Annotated in this window: 17 protein-coding genes; 2 read left to right on the plus strand and 15 right to left on the minus strand. The window is 63.2% G+C overall.

Annotation, left to right across the window (positions count from 1 at the left end; translation table 11 throughout):
• Positions 1 to 27 precede the first annotated feature (27 nt).
• On the minus strand, positions 28 to 879 hold the full coding sequence (locus GCN74_RS11490; RefSeq protein ID WP_152256806.1) for an MOSC domain-containing protein: 852 nt from the start codon (positions 877 to 879) through the stop codon (positions 28 to 30).
• A gap of 128 nt (positions 880 to 1,007) precedes the next feature.
• Positions 1,008 to 2,102, minus strand: a complete 1,095-nt coding sequence (locus GCN74_RS11495) for a type II asparaginase (protein WP_152256807.1) — start codon at positions 2,100 to 2,102, stop codon at positions 1,008 to 1,010.
• A gap of 133 nt (positions 2,103 to 2,235) precedes the next feature.
• Here GCN74_RS11495 and GCN74_RS11500 point away from each other — a divergent pair, with 133 nt between their 5' ends.
• Positions 2,236 to 2,754, plus strand: coding sequence for a hypothetical protein (locus GCN74_RS11500; RefSeq protein ID WP_152256808.1), 519 nt, complete (start codon positions 2,236 to 2,238; stop codon positions 2,752 to 2,754).
• Between the two features lie 134 nt (positions 2,755 to 2,888).
• Positions 2,889 to 3,968 carry an acyltransferase family protein gene (locus tag GCN74_RS11505; RefSeq protein ID WP_152256809.1) on the plus strand — a complete coding sequence of 360 codons (1,080 nt, stop codon included), beginning with the start codon at positions 2,889 to 2,891 and terminating at the stop codon, positions 3,966 to 3,968.
• Positions 3,969 to 4,104: 136 nt separating this feature from the next.
• Here the strand turns inward: GCN74_RS11505 and GCN74_RS11510 are convergent, their stop codons facing one another.
• The 13 genes from GCN74_RS11510 to GCN74_RS11570 form a co-directional block, all read right to left on the minus strand.
• The gene (locus tag GCN74_RS11510; RefSeq protein WP_152256810.1) at positions 4,105 to 4,887 is read right to left on the minus strand and encodes a class I SAM-dependent methyltransferase; all 783 of its coding nucleotides are present in this window, start codon (positions 4,885 to 4,887) and stop codon (positions 4,105 to 4,107) included.
• Between the two features lie 199 nt (positions 4,888 to 5,086).
• A complete protein-coding gene (locus GCN74_RS11515; protein WP_152256811.1) occupies positions 5,087 to 7,534 on the minus strand; it encodes a TonB-dependent receptor in 2,448 nt (815 codons plus the stop codon).
• Positions 7,535 to 7,639: 105 nt separating this feature from the next.
• On the minus strand, positions 7,640 to 8,623 hold the full coding sequence (locus GCN74_RS11520) for a siderophore ABC transporter substrate-binding protein (protein ID WP_152256812.1): 984 nt from the start codon (positions 8,621 to 8,623) through the stop codon (positions 7,640 to 7,642).
• Between the two features lies 1 nt (position 8,624).
• Positions 8,625 to 9,395: an ABC transporter ATP-binding protein gene (locus GCN74_RS11525; RefSeq protein ID WP_152256813.1), complete on the minus strand. Its 771-nt coding sequence runs from the start codon at positions 9,393 to 9,395 to the stop codon at positions 8,625 to 8,627.
• Positions 9,392 to 10,330, minus strand: a complete 939-nt coding sequence (locus GCN74_RS11530; RefSeq protein ID WP_226938995.1) for an iron chelate uptake ABC transporter family permease subunit — start codon at positions 10,328 to 10,330, stop codon at positions 9,392 to 9,394. Before GCN74_RS11530 ends, GCN74_RS11525 begins: the two co-directional genes overlap by 4 nt.
• Positions 10,331 to 10,338: 8 nt before the next feature.
• Positions 10,339 to 11,295: an ABC transporter permease gene (locus GCN74_RS11535; RefSeq protein ID WP_226938996.1), complete on the minus strand. Its 957-nt coding sequence runs from the start codon at positions 11,293 to 11,295 to the stop codon at positions 10,339 to 10,341.
• Between the two features lie 13 nt (positions 11,296 to 11,308).
• Positions 11,309 to 13,069, minus strand: a complete 1,761-nt coding sequence (locus GCN74_RS11540) for an ABC transporter ATP-binding protein (protein WP_152256816.1) — start codon at positions 13,067 to 13,069, stop codon at positions 11,309 to 11,311.
• A complete protein-coding gene (locus GCN74_RS11545) occupies positions 13,063 to 14,853 on the minus strand; it encodes an ABC transporter ATP-binding protein (RefSeq protein WP_152256817.1) in 1,791 nt (596 codons plus the stop codon). Before GCN74_RS11545 ends, GCN74_RS11540 begins: the two co-directional genes overlap by 7 nt.
• A gap of 96 nt (positions 14,854 to 14,949) precedes the next feature.
• Complete coding sequence (locus GCN74_RS11550) at positions 14,950 to 15,930, minus strand: FecR domain-containing protein (protein ID WP_152256818.1); 981 nt, start codon at positions 15,928 to 15,930, stop codon at positions 14,950 to 14,952.
• A gap of 3 nt (positions 15,931 to 15,933) precedes the next feature.
• Complete coding sequence (locus GCN74_RS11555) at positions 15,934 to 16,452, minus strand: sigma-70 family RNA polymerase sigma factor (RefSeq protein WP_152256819.1); 519 nt, start codon at positions 16,450 to 16,452, stop codon at positions 15,934 to 15,936.
• Positions 16,453 to 16,678: 226 nt separating this feature from the next.
• Complete coding sequence (gene ychF, locus GCN74_RS11560) at positions 16,679 to 17,770, minus strand: redox-regulated ATPase YchF (RefSeq protein WP_152256820.1); 1,092 nt, start codon at positions 17,768 to 17,770, stop codon at positions 16,679 to 16,681.
• A gap of 153 nt (positions 17,771 to 17,923) precedes the next feature.
• On the minus strand, positions 17,924 to 18,157 hold the full coding sequence (locus tag GCN74_RS11565; protein WP_152256821.1) for a helix-turn-helix domain-containing protein: 234 nt from the start codon (positions 18,155 to 18,157) through the stop codon (positions 17,924 to 17,926).
• Positions 18,157 to 18,732, minus strand: coding sequence for a DUF2975 domain-containing protein (locus GCN74_RS11570; protein WP_152256822.1), 576 nt, complete (start codon positions 18,730 to 18,732; stop codon positions 18,157 to 18,159). The genes GCN74_RS11565 and GCN74_RS11570 overlap by 1 nt, the downstream gene beginning before the upstream one ends.
• Positions 18,733 to 18,743: the final 11 nt, after the last annotated feature.

Consider the following 18,743-nt stretch of genomic DNA (forward strand, 5'->3'; position numbering starts at 1 on the left):
TTAAACCCTTCTGTACGGGCGCCATGCTTAAAATGCCAGTTCGAAACCGACGTCCTGCCCCACCACGATACGCTCGTCGCCGCCTGCGGTCACGATGGCGTTCATGCCGAAGCAGATGGCGCCGTCAAGCTCGGGCTTGGCGCGGTAGCCATGCATGACGTCGAGCGGATCGGGCCCCGGCACGCCCGTGGCCTGGTCCACCGACGGAATCGGGCAGCGCGAGCACGGCTTGACGGGTTTCAAGGTGGTGGCGCCAAATTGCAGGAAGTCGGCGTAGTCTTCCTCGAACGGGGCAATATCGCCGATGACCAGGTTCGGGCGGAAACGGTTCATCGGCAAGGCCTCGCGGCCGGCGGCGCGCAGCTTCTCATTGACGTCGGCAAGCGAGGCGCTGCCGGCGATCAGCACCGGATAGCCATCGGCAAACATGGTCGAGGCGGCCACGCCGCCCGTCCACTTGGTGCTGGTGGCGCGCACCACGTCCGGGTGAAAGCGCACGAGGCGGCACGGCACGCCGATGGCCCTGGAAAACCACGTGGCCGTGACTGCGTCGCAATCGTAGGCGCGCACCGTATCGTCCCACACCTGCACCTCCAGCATGGGCGCGTGTTGCGGATCCGGCAAGCCCAGTTCGATTTCCAGCCGCAGCATGCCCGGCGCGCGCAACTCCAGGGTCGTGGCCTTGATGGACGGCACGATCAGCGCCATGCGCGGATGTTCGCGCTGGGTCAGGAAGCGGCCCTGCTCGTCCACCACCATCCATTCGCGGTCGAACACATGCTCGCTCATCAGCCCGGAATGCGTGAGGACCGCCTCGCGCAAATGGATGCCGGCGCACGATTTGATGGGATACAGGATGATGTCGGACAGGATAGCCATGGACAGGGGAGAAGGAACAGTGTTGCCGCTTCTGCCAGGAAGTTATTCAGAAACGAAGTATGGCAGCAAAGCAGGCAAGCGTAAATCAGCCAGGCTCAACCTATGAGGCTGGCCCGGCGCGGCAGCGATCAATACGTGTAGAAAATACGCTGGATTTCTTGCGTGCTATTCGTTTTGGTCAAGGCCAGCATCAGCAGGATGCGGGCTTTTTGCGGGTTCAGGGTGTCGGATACGACACTGTCGAGTTCATCGTCGTTGGCTTCGCCGTTGCGCGCCACGATGCCCTGGCCGACCCGGCTCGAACGCACGATCAGCACGCCCTTCTGGCGCGCTTCCACCAGGGCCGGCTTCATTTGCGCGGCCACGCTGCCATCGCCCACGCCCGCGTGGATGATGCCCTTGGCGCCGGCGGCAATGAACGCGTCCATGCCGACGCGGTTCATGTTGGCGTAGCCATACACGATGTCCACTTGCGGCAGGGCATCGAGCTTGCTGATGTCAAATTCCGTTTCCAGCGTGTGCTTGCGCGTCGACTGGCGGTAAAAGAAGGCCTTGCTGCCCTGGATGTAGCCGAGCATGCCCAGTTCCGGCGACTTGAAGGTGTCCGTCGTCGAGGTATTCGTCTTCGTGACTTCGCGCGCCGCGTTGATCTGGTCGTTCAGGGCCACCAGCACGCCCTTGCCCACGGCTTCCTTGCTGCCGGCCAGCATCACGGCGTTATACAGGTTGATGGGGCCGTCAGCCGAAATGGCCGTCGACGGACGCATGGCGCCCACCACTACCACGGGTTTATGGCTTTTCACGGTCAGGTTCAGGAAATACGCCGTTTCCTCGATGGTATCGGTGCCGTGCGTGACGACCACGCCATCGACGTCGTTCGACGCCAGCAGCACGTTGATGCGCTTGGCCAGGGTCAGCCAGTGTTCATTGCCCATGCTTTCGCTGGCGATCTGGAAGACTTGCTCGCCTTTCACATTCGCCACTTTCTTCAATTCCGGCACGGCCGCGATCAGCCGTTCGACGCCCACGGTGGCCGAGGTATAACCCACGGTGGTGGTGCTGTCGGCGCCGCTGCCGGCGATGGTGCCGCCCGTGGCCAGGATCACCACATTCGGCAATTTGACGGCCGCTTGCTGCGCGCGCGCCGGGGACGCGGCGATAAAGCCCATCAGCAAGGTAGCCAGCATCAGCTGTGCACAAGAATGGAATTTGCGTGAAAACATGGTGCTCCCGTGAGGTGTACTGTCAAAAATAACAAAGTCGTGTGCAAATTATATGCCATCCATGCCTGAGCAAATCCCCAATTCATGCGTATTGCGCAAACGTGCGCGCCTGCCCATCGGCTACAGTGGCGCCATGTCCACACTGCTGCCCATCCGCTCCTGCCTCGTCCTGCCGTTTGTCCTGATGGCGCTCAATGCCTGCTCCACGCAGGTCGAGCTGCGCATGGCGGCGCAACAGGAACAGTTCGCGCAGGAAGCGGCCGGCCATGGCGACTGGGCGCAAGCCCTGCGCAACTACGCGGCGGCCGTGGAAAATGTCGGATTGGGCCATGGCGATCTCGCTTGGCAGGCGCGGCTGCATCACCAGGCGGGGCGCGCCGCCAGCGCCGCATGCCGCTACGACGCGGCCGTGTTTCATTTCCGCAGCGCCATCGCGCTGGCACAGCAGGCTCACGCTTCGAGCGACCTCAGCTACAAGGCGCTGATCGACCTGTATGAACGCCAGGGCAAGACGGCGGAAGCCTTGGCCTGGCGCAATGAACTGAGCCGGCACCGGGCGCGGGCAATGAGCGCGCTGGCCGGCCTGGAATCGCTGCCGACGCTGGACGGCCATGAACCGTGCAGGGCAACGGCGACACCGGCGCCGCATTAAGGCAACCGGCGGCTGGCATTGCAAAAATAATACATATTGCATGCATTTCTTTGCTATATGACAACCAATTAAGAGTTAGCTTAATTCTCGAGACCTTACTATAATTATGTCCCCGACACCGACAGGCTGCACCAATGCTTCAGAAATTCTCCTCAATTCAGATAATCAGAGCAATTGCAGCACTGTCCGTCGTGATGTTTCATTCTCACTTTGCAGTCGCTTCTTTTCCGGACGAATATAAAGTCACCCTTCCATTTATTTACAAATGGGGTTATCTCGGCGTCGATCTCTTCTTTGTCGTCAGCGGTTTCATCATTGCGCATATCGCAAGCAAGGGACAAATTCAACCGGCATCGTTTTTAACCAGACGCTTCTTCAGGATATATCCGCTATACTGGATATTTTGCGGGACGGCCGTCTATCTGCAATTATGCTACGGCTACAATCTTGGCGGCGGCGAGCTGGGCATGCCGGAGATCATCAAGTCTTTTGCCATCTTCCCGATGGAAAACCATCCGCCCTATGCCGTAGGCTGGACCTTGGAACATGAAATAATATTCTACCTGCTGAGCGCAGTTATTTTATATTTTTCCAGTTTCAGAACATTCATCATTATTCTTTCCCTGCTTGGCGGCGCGGGTCTCGTTTTACCCATCCTGGTCAATCAGGGAACGCTTCTTCCCTTCTGGGATTACCATTTATTGTCTCCAACGCATATCAATTTCCTGACAGGTATTTTGATTTATAAAAATCAAGATCGTCTTGTAAAATTCAAATCGGCCGGACCGCTGCTTGCCTCCGCCATTATATTTTTCACTTGGGAAAACATGCTGGGTTGGCCCAATGCAAGCTGGAATACCTTGATTTCCACATTGGGAACCAGTATATGTTCAGCCCTGTTAATCGTGGCCTTCTTGAATTCAGAAAAATCAAATGCCAGCAAGCCAAACAGTTTTTGGCACAGCCGATATACGAAATTCATGATCGGCATTGGCAATGCCTCATTTTCGCTCTATCTGGTGCACTGGATCATTTTCATGGAAGTCGGCCGCAATAAATGGAAAATCTATTTCGAGCTGCCGGACCACGCAGCCGAAAGTTATCGGATAGCAATAATCGCCGCCACCGTGCTGCTTGCCTTCCTCATGTACAAACTCATAGAAACGCCCTTGATCGCAGTCGGTCATTGGATTGCAAAACGTCTGGAAAAATAGCCAGCAAGCGCCAGCACACGGCAAGCCGGATGTCCGGCGCAGGCGCAGTGGGGTAGCGCAGAACAACGGATAAAGGCTGCCGCACCGCGCGACTGGCGGCGCCAGCCACCAGGTTCATCCGTTCAGGTCAGCACTGTCAGCCCTTGCCATAGGGCTCGGGTTCTTTATAGAGGATGCAGATGGAAACGCGCTCATCGCTATCGGGCGAAAAGGCATGTTCGCTATGGGAAAAGCTGTCTTTGGCTACCAGATAGTAATGGCCGCTGGCGGTAAAGAAGTCAGCATAGGACGTCTTGTAGGAAAACAAGCCAGGCTTGTGATGATAGGTGCGCTTGTGGCGAATACCGGGATCAAAGTCCAGGATGGCCAGAAATCCACCGCTCTTCAATACCCGGTCGGCCTCGGCAACAGCCTTGAGAATTTCCGTCCGGTCCACCAGGTACAGGCAAAAGCCGAAGTACACCAGATCCATGCTGGCATCGCCGTGCGGAATGTGCGACGCAATCGAGACGTCCAGGTGAACATTGGCATTAGGAAATTTATCCATGCCTTCGCGGACAGCCTCGGCAGAGGGATCGATGCCATGGCCCTGCGCAGCAAAGAACTGGCACAGATCCGCCAGTTTGACGCCGTTGCCGCAGCCGATTTCGAGGATATGCCCGATACGGTCACGGTGGCCGGCCAGCACGCGCTTGATCGCTTCGTTCTCGTAGAATGACTTCTGCTGGTTCAAGGTGGATCTGTTGCGGTCGAACCAGCGGTCACCCTCCCCCTCCAAAAATACCTGGCATTGCGTTTGCGCTAAGGAAGTCATCACCATGGCCAGCCCTTTGAAGTCTTGTGCCTGGCTGCGAGCAGCCAAATCCCAACAATATCGGTTCCTGCGGTGCGCTACTACGCATGCGCGCACTGCAGGCATGATTCTTTCATAAACATTCAAAAAATATTATCACCAATCCTGGCACTGCGCGCCTTTTGGCCTTGATTTTTATCAGTGGCGGCACCGGTCTGTTTTGAGTCCGGGTCCGGCAATCCATCCGGGCAAGCTGCGTGGCCCGGAAACGACAATGCCCCGCACCGGCGGGGCATTGTCAAACAGCTCATGCGGCAAACGGCATTCAGAAATCCATGGTTCCCGACAGCATGAAGGTGCGCGGCGCACCCAGGCCCAGGCTGGTCCACTGCGGCAGCGCCCAGTAAGCCTTGTTGCCGACGTTGCTCACGCTGGCGCGCACGGTCAACGGCCTGCCCGCCGCGCGCGTGGCGTAGCGCGCGCCCAGGTCAAACACGGTACGGCCCGGCACGGACAGCGAGTTGTCCGCATTGATGTATTGCTTCGATGCCGCCGTCGCATTGGCCGTCAGGGTCACGCCGGGCACGGCCGGGGTATCCCACTCGACGCCCAGCTTGGCTTGCAGCTTGGGCACGCCCGTCGCCTGCTTGCCCTGGTTGCTGCCGCCCACGGTCTTCGTCAAGACGGGGTCCACATAGGCCACGCCGCCCATCAGGCGCACGTCGCGCAGGGGCGAACCGAAGAAGCCCCAGTCGACGCCGCGGTTGCGCTGTTCGCCGCCAAAGGAAAAGATATTGCTGACCGGATCGACATAGCTGCTGGGCCGCTTGATTTCATACACGCTGACCGTATGCGCGAACTCGCCCAGGTCGACCTTGAAGCCCAGTTCCGCCTGCTTCGACTTGTACGGCGCAAAGACCTCGCCCGAATTGGCCGCCGTCAGCGGCGCCGTGGCGCCCTGGCTCAAGCCTTCGATGTAATTGCCGTACAGAGAGATATTCTTGCTGGCCTTGACCAGCAGCGCGACGGCGGGCGTGGTGACGCTTTCGTCATAGCGCGACGTGCGCGCGCCCGTCTTGATGTTGAAGTTATCGCTGAGCACTTCCTGGCGGCGCAAGCCCACCGTCAGCTGCACGGTGTCTTGCGCAAAGGACAGCGTGTCGACCAGGCCAAAGCTGGCCAGGCGCAGTTCCGCCTTGGAAATCTGCGGCGCCTCGAAGCGGGTCGCCGGTCCCCAGACGGGATTGTAGATATTCGTGATCCAGTCTTTCGCCAGGGTATTGCGGCGCCCGTACTGCTTGTCCGTGTGGTGATAATACGTGGCGTTCACGGCCCATTGATGGCCGATATCGCCCGTGCGCAGCTTGCCCCGCAAGCCCGCTTCCGCCGACTGCTTTTCCACATCGAAACCCAGGTCGGCAACGTTGGTGCGGTAGTCGCCGGCCGTGTTGAACACCTGGATCAGATACGCGCCCGTCGACTGGTAGTCGGCCTGGCTGGCACCGACGGCGGCGTAGGCCATCACCTGCTCGTTCACATCCAGTTCGCCGCGCAGCATCGCGCCCTTGTCCTTGGTATCGTAAAACGCCCAGCTGGGATTGAGCAGGGTTTCCGCTTTCGGCGGACGCGGCACGGGCAAGCCGGCGGCCAGGTTGACGCCCCGGTTCAAGCCGTCGGCACGATCCTCGCTGTGATACAGGTCGGCCGACAGGCGCGCGCCATTGCCGCGCCAGTCCAGGCCCACGGAAGCGAGCTGGGTCTTCTTTTTCTGGTGGTCGATGGCGCCGTCGCCGTCACGGTAGACGCCGTTGACTCTGATGCCGAATTGTTGATTGTCGCCAAAGCGCTGGCCCAGGTCCACGTGGCCGCCCCATTGCGAATCCGACATATACGACGCCGTCACGCGCGCCAGCGGCGTGTCGCCCGCGCGCTTGGGCACCAGGTTGATGCTGCCGCCCACCGAGCCGCCCGGTGGCATGCCATTGAGCAAGGCCGACGGCCCTTTCAGCACGTCGATGCGCTCGAACATTTCGGGCGAGGTGCGGTAGTACGGCGAGATGCCGTACAGCCCGCCGAACGCGACGTCGCCGATATTCGAGCTGAAGCCCCGTATCGAATAATTCTCGCCGATGATGCCCGTCATGCCGCTGCTGAAGACGGTGGGGTCGGTGGCGGAAATCACGTCGGTGATGTCGCGCGCCTGCCGGTCCTCGATGAATTTATCCGTGTAGCTGATGGTGTTGAAGGGCGTCTCCATGAAGTCCTTGTCGCCCAAAAAACCCACGCGGCCGCCGGAAGCCACCTGGCCGCCCACATAGGCTTCGGTCACCGCATTGCCCTTGCCCCACACGGTCACGGCCGGCATGGTCGCGGCGGCTTCAGCGGCGGCGCTGTGCGCCGGTTCGCGGCGCAAGGTGTAGCTGCCATTGCCCTCGCGCACGGCTTGCAGGCCATGGCCGCGCAGCAAGGCATAAAAACCTTCGGGCACGCTGTAGCTGCCGGACAGGCCCGCACAGCTCTTGCCCTGCAGCAGGCTAGCCTCGGCCGTCAATTCGATGCCCGCCTCGGCGGCGAAGGTATTGAGCGCCAGGCCCAGCGAACCGGCCGGCACGTTGAACGCTTGCCGGGTTTGCGCCGCTTGCGCGAACGCCGGCCGGGCCGCCACGCCCAGCGCCCCCGCCGTGAGACCCGTGATCAGCGCCAGCTGCACGGCGGTGGCGATGCGACTCAATGTCAAGGCGGGAAGGTGGCGCGATGCCATGCGTTTGCTCATACGGTAAATCCTTTCAGATGGATGATTGCTTGCTCTCACCCTGTCTCCCGAACGAAAAGGCAAAATCCTCAATGCAAATACGACTCATTACGAAAAATATCACGATTACCGGTAGCCCTGGAGCACATCGTCGATCACCAGCTTCAACGACGTCACGCTGGCCGCCGTGATGTACCAGGCATCCGCATCGACGAAGACGACGCGGCCGTTCTTCCAGGCATTGGTCTGGCGCAAAAGAGGATTGGCCATCTGCTCGGCCGTCATGACGGGACGGTGCTCCATCACGGCCGTGCGGTCCACGACATAGATGATGTCGGGATTGGCTTGCTGGATGAACTCGCTGGAAATCGGCTGTCCATGCAAGCCCGCTTCGATGGCCGAGCTGGCCGGTTTGACGCCGAGCGCATCGAAAACAAAGCCGTAGCGCGACTGCACGCCGAACGAGCTGAAGGCGCCGTTGTTGTGCAGCACGATCAGGGCTTTCTCGGGACGCTCCTGCGTCACCTTGCGGGCGTCCGCCACCTTCGCATCGAGCTCGGCGGCTTTCTGGCGAGCGATATCTTCCTTGCCGAAAATGCGCCCCAGTGTCAGCAAGTGCTGCTTGACCACGTCGATGTGCTTGCCCTGGCTGTTCTTGAAGTCCACGTCGAAGTGCAAGCTGGGCGCGATCTGGCTCAGCTCCTTGTAGTGGTTGGCCTGGATCGACGTCATCAGCACCAGGTCGGGCTTGAGCGCGTGGATGTGCTCGAGGTTGGGCTGCACGATGGCGCCCAGGTCGCCGATGCCCTGGTCCTCCTTGTAGCGGGCCAGAAAATGCGGCACATAATCCTTCACCATGCCGGCCACGGGCACGCCCAGCTGGTCGAGGAAATCGACTTCATTCATGTCCAGCACGGCCACGCGTTGCGGGCGCTGCTGGATCACCGTCGTGCCCAGTTTATGCTCGATGGTGATGGGAGAATATGCCTGCTGTGATGCCGTGGCGGCCGGCGCCGGCGGCACCGTGGCGGCCTTGTCGCTGCAGCCGGGCAAGGCGGCCACGGCGGCGAGCAGCACGGCCAGCGCGCAGAAAGGTTTGTTCCAGATCATCTCAAGCTCCTGTGGGGGTAAAGTAATTGCAGACGCAGCCGCGTTCATCGCGCACGATGTGAAAATCGATGTCGTACAGGGACCGCAGGCGTTCCTCGGTGACGACCTCGTGCGCGGGGCCGCTGAAGCGCACGGCGCCGCCCTGCATGGCGACGATGTGGTCCGAATAGTTGGCGGCGAAATTGATGTCGTGAATCACCAGGATCACGGTGCGGCCCTGTTCGTCGCACAGGCGGCGCAGCGCGCGCATGATCTGCACGGCGTGTTTCATGTCCAGGTTGTTGAGCGGCTCGTCGAGCAGCAGAATATCTGTCTGCTGGGCAATCGTCATGGCCAGGAAAGCCATCTGGCGCTGGCCGCCGCTCAGCTCATCGACGTAGGCGGCACGCAGCGCGTCGAGCGACAAAAAGGCGATGGCCTCGTCGATCGCGTGCCGGTCCTGCGCCGTCAAGTTGCCGCGGCTGTGGGGAAAGCGGCCGAAGGCGACCAGTTCTTCCACCGTCAGGCGCAGGCTGAAATCGGGCGACTGGCGCAGGGTGGCCACTTGCCGCGCATAGTCGGCCAGGCGGATATCCGCAATGCTGCGCCCGCCCAGCAGAATATCGCCATCGCTGGGCTCGATCAGGCGCGCGACCAGCATCAGCAAGGTCGTCTTGCCGGCGCCGTTGGGGCCGATCAAGGACGTGACCTGTCCTTTGGGAAACTGCACGTTGACGTTGGCCAGCACCGTCCTGGCGCCGTAGCTTTTTTCGATCTGTTGGACGTGAATCATGCGGTGCCTCGGGTACGGACCATGAGCGCGAGAAAATACGCGCCGCACACCAGGTTGACGAGAATGCCGACCGTGGTGCGGTAATTGAAAACGTGCTCGACCAGCAACTGGGCGACCAGGAAGATGGCGATGGCGATGGCGCAGCCCAGGGGCAAGGTGGCACGGTGGCGCCCCGTGCGGGCCAGCGCATAGGTCGTGTTTGCAACGAAGATGCCCATGAAGGCCGTGGGTCCCAAGAGGCTGGTCGAGACCGCCACCAGCACGGCGATCAGCGCCAGCTGCAGCTGCACCATGCGCCGGTAATCGATACCCAGCGACATGGCCTGTTCGCGGCCCAGCGCCAGCACGTCGAGCGCGGGCAAGGTCTTCGCCACGGCCATGCACGCGGCGCCCGCCAGCAGCGCCGAATACAGCAATTGCCCGGGCTGCGCCTTGTTGAACGAGGCCTGGCTGAATCCCTGCAAAATGGCGAACTCGCCCGGGCTGATGCGCAACTGGATGAACTGGGTAAACGTACCGATCACCATCGTCAGCACAAAGCCCAGCAACAGCAAAAAATACACGTTGTTCTTGCCATCACGAAACAGCCAATAATGCATGGCCCACGAGTACGCGAGCATCAGCGCAATCGACACGACAAAATTGCCGTTCTGTCCCAGCAGCACCAGGCTGTGCATGCCCATCACGAGGATCAGCAGCGACTGCAGCAGCAGATACACGGCTTCATAGCCCATGACGGCCGGCGTCAGTATCCGGTTGCCGGCGGTGGTCTGGAATACGATGGAGGACACGGCCACGCAGACGCCGCCAATGGCGATGGCGGCCAGCCGCGCCAGGCGCTTCGGGATGATGTAATCGAAGTCCAGATTCGCGCCGAGCAGGAGAAACGCCGCCGCCAGGGCGGCAACGGCCAGCCACAGCATCGCGGGATTCATTACGCGCCTCATCGCCGCCCCCGGATGATCAGGAAGAGAAACAGCAAGCCGCCCACGCCGCCCGCCGTCAGGCCGATCGGCACCTCGAACGGATAGATCAGCAAGCGCCCGGCGATGTCGCAGGCCAGCAGCAGCGAGGCGCCGCACAGGGCGACGATGGGCAGGGTGCGGCCCAGGTTGTCGCCGTAGCGCAAGGCCACCAGGTTCGGGATGGCCAGGCCGACAAACGGAATCGCTCCCACCGTGATCACCGTGGCTGCCACCGTGACGGCCACCAGCATCAGGCCCAGCGCCACCGTGCCCCCGTAGTTCAGGCCCAGGCTGGCGGCCATGCCCTCGCCCATGCCCAGCAGCGTGAAACGCTGCGCGTACAGATACGTGAGGGCAACGATGGGCAGGATCAGATAAATGATTTCATAGTTGCCCTGCACGATCTTCGAGAAGTCGCCCAGCAGCCAGCCCTGCATGCTTTGCAGGATATTGTTGCGGTAGGCATAGAACTCGGCCACGGCGCTCAGCACGCCGCCATACACGAGGCCGATGACGGGCACGAGTATCGTGTTCTTGAAACGGATACGGCGGATCAGCGCCACGTAGACCAGGCTGGCGGCAAAGCAAAAGGCCAGCGCAAACGCCATCTTGCCCGCCGTGCCCGCTGCGGGCGCCATCGTCAGCGAGACGAGGATGCCCAGCTTGGCCGCGTCGAGGCCGCCCGACGTGGCCGGCTCGACGAATTTGTTGCGCACGATGTGCTGCAGGATGACGCCGCAGACGGACAGCCCCACGCCCGTCAGCACCAGCGCCGCCAGGCGCGGCAGCCGGCTGGCCGTCAAGGTCAGCCAGGTATCGTCGGACAGCGCGCCGGACAGCGCAAACAGCTGCGTCCAGGCAATGTCCCGCGCGCCCACCAGCAGCGACATACCACACAGCAGGAAGAACAGGGAAAACAGACGCGCGCGTGTCAAATCATCATCCCGTTCATTGCTGCGGCGCCGCGGAGGCGATGCGCCAGCCCTTGGCCGCCTGGCGCTGGGCCAGGAAGTGGGCATACAGGCCATCGCGTGCGCGCAGCTGTGCCGGCGCGCCCTGCTCGCGGACCTGTCCCCCGTCGAGCACGACGATCTGGTCGGCCATCGCCACCGTCGACAGCTGGTGGGCGATGACGATCACCGTGCGCTTGCCGCGCAGTCGCGCCAGCGCCTCGGCGATGGCGGCCTGGTTTTCCGCGTCGAGCGCGGCCGTGGCTTCGTCGACCAGCAGAATCGGCGCATCCTTGATCAGCGCGCGGGCGATGGCGATACGCTGGCGTTCGCCGCCGGACAGGCGCGCGCCGCCCTCGCCCACCGGCGTGTCCAGGCCCTGCGGCAGGCGGGCGATGATCTCGGCCACGCCCGCCTGGCGCGCCGCTTCCAGCACTTCGGCATCGCTCGCGTCCGGCTTGCCGAGGCGAATGTTATCGGCGATGCTGCCCTGGAACAGATAGCTGTCCTGGAAGATCTGGCTGATCTGCCCGGCCAATTGCTCGCTGGACATGTGCCGCACGTCGACGCCGCCCACCAGCACGGCGCCCTGGCTGGCGTCAAAGAAACGCGCGATCAGGCGCACCAGGGTCGTCTTGCCGGAACCGGACGCGCCGATCAGCGCCGTCATGCTGCCCGGCGCGCAGTGCAGGTTGATGTCCGTCAATACGTCGGCTTGATCCTGTGCATAGCGGAATCCCACGCCGCGCAATTCGACGGCGCCATCGCGCGGCGCTTGCGGCATGGCCGCTGCCGGCAAGGGCTGCACGGCGAAAATATCGCGCGCCGCATCGAGCGGCCCCCGCGCGCCGCGCAGCACTTCGCCATAACTGGCCACTTCCTGCAAGGGGTCGACAAAGCGTACCACCAGCAACAGCGCCACGATGACGGCGATGGCGTCGCCCGTGCCGGCGCCGCCACCCAGCAGCGTGTTCAGCCACAGCGCGGCGGCGGCCAGCAAGGCGGCAAAGATGGCTTGCACGGTCCAGGCGTTGAGCACCGCCGACAGCGCGGACAGATAGATCAGCCGCGTGCCGGCGTGGCGCTGCTCGTCGATGGCTTGCTGCAGGAACCGCGTGCCGCCCCCCTCTCCATTAAATGCGCGCAACACCGATTGCGCTTGCGCAAACTCCACCAGGCGCTGGCTGGTCTGGGCAAAATGCCGGTGATACGCGTCATCGGCGCGCTGGCCCAGGTGCGCCGTCAGCCGCAAGGCGCCGGCCAGGATGGGCAGCGCCAGCAGGGCAATCACGCCCAGCGGCCAGTGCAGCGCAAACAGCGCGGCCAGCAGCACCAGGGGCGTGACGGCGCCGCAAATCACGGGCGTCAGCACGTGGGCGGGCAGCTGGGCCACATTCATCATGCCCTGCGTGATGACGTGGCCCAGTTTCGCCGTATGCTCCGGCGTGTACCAGCCGACGGGCAGGCGCGCCACATGGTCGCCCAGGCGCTGGCGCGCCCCTTGCAGGATCGTCACGCCCACGCGCACGCCCGCCTTTTCCACCTGTCTCCGCCAGGCCCAGCAAGCCACCAGCCCGGCCAGCAACGCCAGCAGCCACAGGGCCGCGCCGCCCGTATCGGCGGCCAGCAAGCGGCCCAGGGCCAGCACCAGCGCCGTCATCGTCAACCCGCCGAGTACGCCATAGGCGAGCGCCATGGCACAGTAGCGGCGGAACACGGGCGCATCGTCGCCCAGCAGTTGAATGAAGGTCTTCAGCATGGCAGCACCGCGTCTTCCCGGGTATCCTGGTAGCCGCCCAGCGCCCACAGTTGCGCATAGCGGCCCTTGTCTGCGAGCAGTCCGGCATGGCTGCCCTGCTCAAGAATGGCGCCGTTCTCGACGACGACGATATGGTCCGCGTGCATGATGGTGTCGAGCCGGTGCGCGATCACCAGCAGGGTGCGGCCACGGGCAAAGCGCGACAGCGCATCCTGGATCGCCACCTCGTTTTCCGCGTCGGCCGCCGCCGTCGCTTCATCGAGCACCAGCACGGACGGGTCGAGCAGCACGGCGCGCGCGATGCTCACGCGCTGCAGCTCGCCGCCGGACAATTGCGCATCCTCGCCGATCACGGAATCGTAGCCACGCGGCAAGGCCAGGATGCGTTCGTGGATGTTCGCCAGGCGCGCCCCCGCTTCCACCTCGCCGCTGCTGGCGCCAGGCCGGCCCAGCGCGATGTTCTCGCGCACGCTGGCATGGATCAGGCGCACTTCCTGCAGCACGAAGCCGACGCGCCGGTACAGCTCGGTCGTGGCGATATGCCGCAGGTCGACGCCGCCCAGGGTGATGCGGCCTTGCGTGGGATCAAAAAAGCGCAGCAGCAGCCGCGCCAGGGTCGACTTGCCGGAACCGGAGGCGCCGACGATGGCAGTCACCGTGCCGGGCCGCAAAGTCAGGTTAATATCCGACAACACCTGGTTTTGCCCATCGTAGGCGTAGCCGACGCCTTCCAGGCGGATCTCGGTGCCGTCCGGCAGCTGCTGCTGTCCGGGCGCCGGCTGCGCCAGCACGGGCGTGTCGAGCAGCGCCAGCACGCGCTGGGCGGCGCCGGTGGCGTTGTTGAGGTCATGCGTCAGGTAGTGCAGCAGCAGCATCGGTGCGGAGATGCCGGGCGCCACCAGGGCGAACGGCAACACGTCGACGGGCGCCATCATGTCCAGGGCCACGAACACGGTGCCGGCGATCACCACCACGCCCAGCACGGCGACGGGCGCGATCAGCGTATTCGCATTGGCCATCGAACCCACCAGCGGCCGCGTGAACGCGGCAAACGCGTCGGCAAACGCATCGACGGCCGCGCGGTAGCTGCCGTGCGCGCGGCCCGTGGCGCCGAAGGCCTTGACCACGGGAATGCCGTTGACGAATTCCACCACCGCATGGTTGATGCGTCCCATGCCGGTGACGAATTGCGCCATATTGTTTCCGCTGGCCTTCATGGCGCGGCCAAAGAACAGGAAAAAGCCGGGAAAGGGCAGGATGGCGATCAGGGCCATGCGCCAGTCCATGGCGAACAGGTACACAACGGAAATGGCGATGGCGCCCACGGCGCGCCCCGTCGTCGTGTAGAAGTGGGCCGTGAGGCTGTGCAGGGTATTGATGTCGTCCTGCATCGCCTGCTTGACTTCGCCCGAGGCGCGGCTGGTGAACCAGCCCAGCGGCACTTGCCCCAGACGCCGCATCGCTTGCAGGCGCAATTGATGGGTGATGCGGTTGTCGGCCAGGTGCGCGGCCAGCTCGCCCAGCGAGATCAGGGCCATGCCGAGGAACAGGCCGGCGGCGCTGGCGATGACGATGCGCCACACGTCGCCCTGCGCCAAGGTGCCGGCGGGTCCCAGGGCCATGGTTGCCAGGTGCGCGATGCCGGCCAGCGGCACCAGGGTGAACATGGAACCGATGCCGGTGAGCAAGGCAGCGACGATCAGGCGCCCGCGGATGGGCTGCAATATGCGGCGGATCGGGTCCGCCTGTTTGGGTTCGGCCGGGGCCGCGTCATGGGTACTCATGAAAAAAGGGCATGCATGGTGTCAGAAGAAAAGAGTGGCTCTCACCCTATATCCCGAACGAGGTGGCAAAACCCTCAATCGGGCCAGCGGAAAATCTCAAACAGCAGCCTGGGGCAGGGCCTGCACCGTGACCCAGTAACGCGTGCGCGCGACAACTTCGATGGGCAAGGCCAGCGCCAGGTTGTGCAGCGCGCGGTCCGTGTCGCGCAGCGAAAACACGCCGTTGACTTTCAGGCTGGCCACGGCCGGATCACAGCGCAGCAGGCCCGGCCGGTAGCGGGCCAGTTCCGCGAGCAAGTCATCGAGGCGCAGGCTGTCGGCCACCAGCACGCCCTTCGTCCAGGCCGCCGCGCTGGCGGACACGGGCGCGGCAGACTGCACGATATCGGCCGAAAACACGGCGCTGTACCCCGTGGCGATGCGCACGGGCCGGCCCGGTGCATGCGCGAGGCGCACTTCCACGGCGCCCTCGAAGACGGCCACGCGCGACGTGTGTTCGTCTTGTCGCACAGTAAAACGCGTGCCCAGCGCCTGCACCGTGCCGTGGCGGCTTTGCACGCGGAAAGGCCGCTGCGCCGGGTCCGGATCGTGCGCCGTGGTGACATGGATTTCGCCCGTGCGCAGGATCAGCAAGCGCTCGCTGGCGTCGAAGCGCACGTCGATGGCGGACGCCGAGGCCAGCATCACGCGCGTGCCGTCAGGCAGCATGATTTCGCGCAATTCCCCCGTCGCCGTGCTGTGCCCGGCCGTGGCCACTTGCCAAGCATCCGTGCCGCGCAGCATATACGCCATGCCGCCCACGGGCAGCAGCACGGCCAGCAGCTTCAGGGCACGGCGGCGGTTCAGATAGGCGGCGGGCGCCGGTTCGCGCAGCGCGTGCCGGGCGGCGTCGCGCGGCACGCTGTGCAGCTTGCCTTCGAACGCCTGCAGGCGCTGCCAGGCGATGGCGTGATGGGGATGGGCGGCGCACCAGCGGGCACAGGCGGCCCGGTCTGCGTCGCTGGCGTCGTCGGACCACAGGCGCGCCATCCACTGGGCCGCCTGCTGGACGACGGCCGGCGCGATCACCACGTCCATGGCTCAGGCATCGGGCGCATGCAAGGCCTGGTAGCAGGCCAGCAAGCCGGCGGCGATGTATTTTTCGACAGACGAGACGGACACCTGCAATTCGGCGGCGATATCGCGGTAGCTCATGCCGTCGAGTTTGCACAGCAGCAAGGCCTTGCGCGCCTTGGGGGGCAGCTTGTGCAGCACCGCATCGATCTCCGCCAGCGCCTCGACCACCAGCGCGCGCTCCTCTTCGGACGGCGCCAGCGCCTCGGGCACGAGGGCCAGCACTTCCAGGTAGGCGGCCTCGATCTGGCGGCGGCGGTACAGGTCGATGACCATGCCGTTGGCGATCTGCGTCAGGTGGCGGCGCGACTCGCCGGCCGGCGGCACGCGCCCCGTCTTCATCAGGTGCAGATACACGTCGTGCGCCAGGTCGGCCGCATCGAAGGCATTGCCCAGCTTGCGGCGCAGCAAACCCCGCAGCCAGCCATGGTGGTCGGTGTACAGACTGCTGACTTGCTGCTGAAGCGCTAACTCGGCGGTGCTCACGATACCCTTCCTGTGGTCGACGGCCAGCAAAAAGTGGCACATTCATATAAATGAGAATTATTCTCATCATACAGGAAAAAACTGGACCGCCGCAACCGCCGTGCCCCGTGCACCGGGTGCGGCAGCCAGGCCACGCCCGGCAAGCAGGCAATAAAAAACCCTGCAAATCAATGACTTGCAGGGCTCGTTACTGTCCCATGCCCAGGCATGGGAACAGCGTCGGGAGTTAGACGTTGAACAGGAAGTTCAGCACGTCGCCATCCTTGACCACATATTCCTTGCCCTCGGCGCGCATCTTGCCCGCTTCCTTGGCGCCCGCTTCGCCCTTGTAGGCGATGAAGTCGTCATAGGCGATGGTTTGCGCGCGGATGAAGCCCCGTTCGAAGTCGGTGTGGATCACGCCGGCCGCCTGCGGCGCCGTGGCGCCGACGGGGATGGTCCAGGCGCGTACTTCCTTCACGCCCGCCGTGAAGTAGGTTTGCAGGCCCAGCAGCTTGTAGCCGGCGCGGATCAGGCGGTCCAGGCCTGGCTCTTCCATGCCCATGTCGGCCAGGAAAGCGCCCTTGTCGGCATCGTCCAGGTCGGCGATTTCCGCTTCCAGCGCCGCGCAGATGGCGACGATGGGCGCGTTCTGCGATTTCGCGTAGGCGGTCAGCTGGTCCAGCAGCGGATTGTCCGTGAAGCCCGTGTCCGACACGTTGGCCACGAACATGGCCGGCTTGGCCGTGATCAGGCACAAAGGCTTGATCAGTTCCATTTCGTCGGCGTCCAGGCCCATGGCGCGCACCGGCTTGGCATCGTTCAGGTAAGGCATCATGCGTTCCATGATGGCCAGCAGCTTGGCCGCGTCCTTGTCGCCCGAGCGGGCTTTCTTGTTTTCGCGGTGGATGGCTTTTTCCACGGTGCCCATGTCGGCCAGCGCCAGTTCGGTCTGGATGACTTCGATATCGTCGAGCGGGTTGATCTTGCCGGCCACGTGGATGACGTTGTCATCTTCGAAGCAGCGCACGACGTTGACGATGGCGTCCGTTTCGCGGATGTGCGACAGGAACTGGTTGCCCAGGCCCTCGCCTTTCGACGCGCCCGCCACCAGGCCGGCGATGTCGACGAATTCCACGATGGCGTTGACCATGCGTTCCGGCTTGACGATGGCGGCCAGCGCATCCATACGCGGATCCGGCACTTCGACGACGCCGACGTTCGGCTCGATGGTGCAGAACGGATAGTTTTCAGCCGGGATGCCGGCTTTCGTCAGTGCATTGAACAGGGTGGACTTGCCGACGTTCGGCAAGCCGACGATACCGCATTGGAGACTCATGGAAAACCTTTAAATAATCAATTTTGCCGGCAAGCGGCTGGTGCAAAAACGGCCTGTACCGGCGTTTTCTGGATAATCTTGCTGTAATAAATCTGGTAAGGGTCAATTGTACCTCTATGCACCCTACTCTTCAAAAAAACCGCCCCGGCGGCGCTAAGTGTCGCCATCTCCGTCGTCCCGCTGCGACGAGTCGAATTCCAGGATGTCGCCGGGCTGGCATTCGAGCATTTCGCAAATCTTCGACAAGGTATCGAAGCGCACGCCCCGCACCTTGCCCGATTTCAACAGGGACAGGTTCTGCTCCGTGATGCCGATGAAGGCCGCCAGTTCCTTCGATTTCACTTTTTTCCTGGCCAGTACCAGGTCGAGGCGCACGACGATGCCCATCAGATGAACCCGCTGTTTTCATCGGCCAGGCGCTGGCCTTCGTGCAGGATTTGCGCCAGCGCAAAGAACACGGAACACAGCAGCAAGGTCCACAGGTCGCCGCCCGTGATGTCGACCACCAGGCGCAGCTGGCCTGCCCCCTCTTCCAGCAAGCCGAACAGCATGCCCCGCACGGTCGGCTCCAGCAAGGTCAAGAACGTTCCCAGCAGCAGGCCGCCCGCGAAACGGCGAAAGCACGCCGCCACCTCGGGCGTGAAGTACACGCCTTGCTCGAACTGGCGCAAGACCCGGGCCAGCTGGCGCACGGCATCGCCCAGCACCAGCAGGGCCGGCAAGGCCAGCGCCAGGCCCAGCGCCCGCTGCCACCAGGGCATGGCGGCCAGGCGCTCGAATGGCTGGCTCTGCAATTGCAAGACCAGTTCATACATGCCGGCGCCTCCCACGGTGCCGTGCGCGGCCGGCGCGGGCGCCAGCCAGCCCAGCACTGTCAGCAGCAGGTACAAAGCAAAGAAGCCCGTCACGCCTAGGCGCACGCGCCGGCTCAGTATGGCTGGTCCCGCATTATTTTTTTTCATATTTAAAAGTA

This window comes from Janthinobacterium sp. FT14W (genome assembly GCF_009208755.1).
GTDB lineage: Bacteria > Pseudomonadota > Gammaproteobacteria > Burkholderiales > Burkholderiaceae_D > Janthinobacterium > Janthinobacterium violaceinigrum.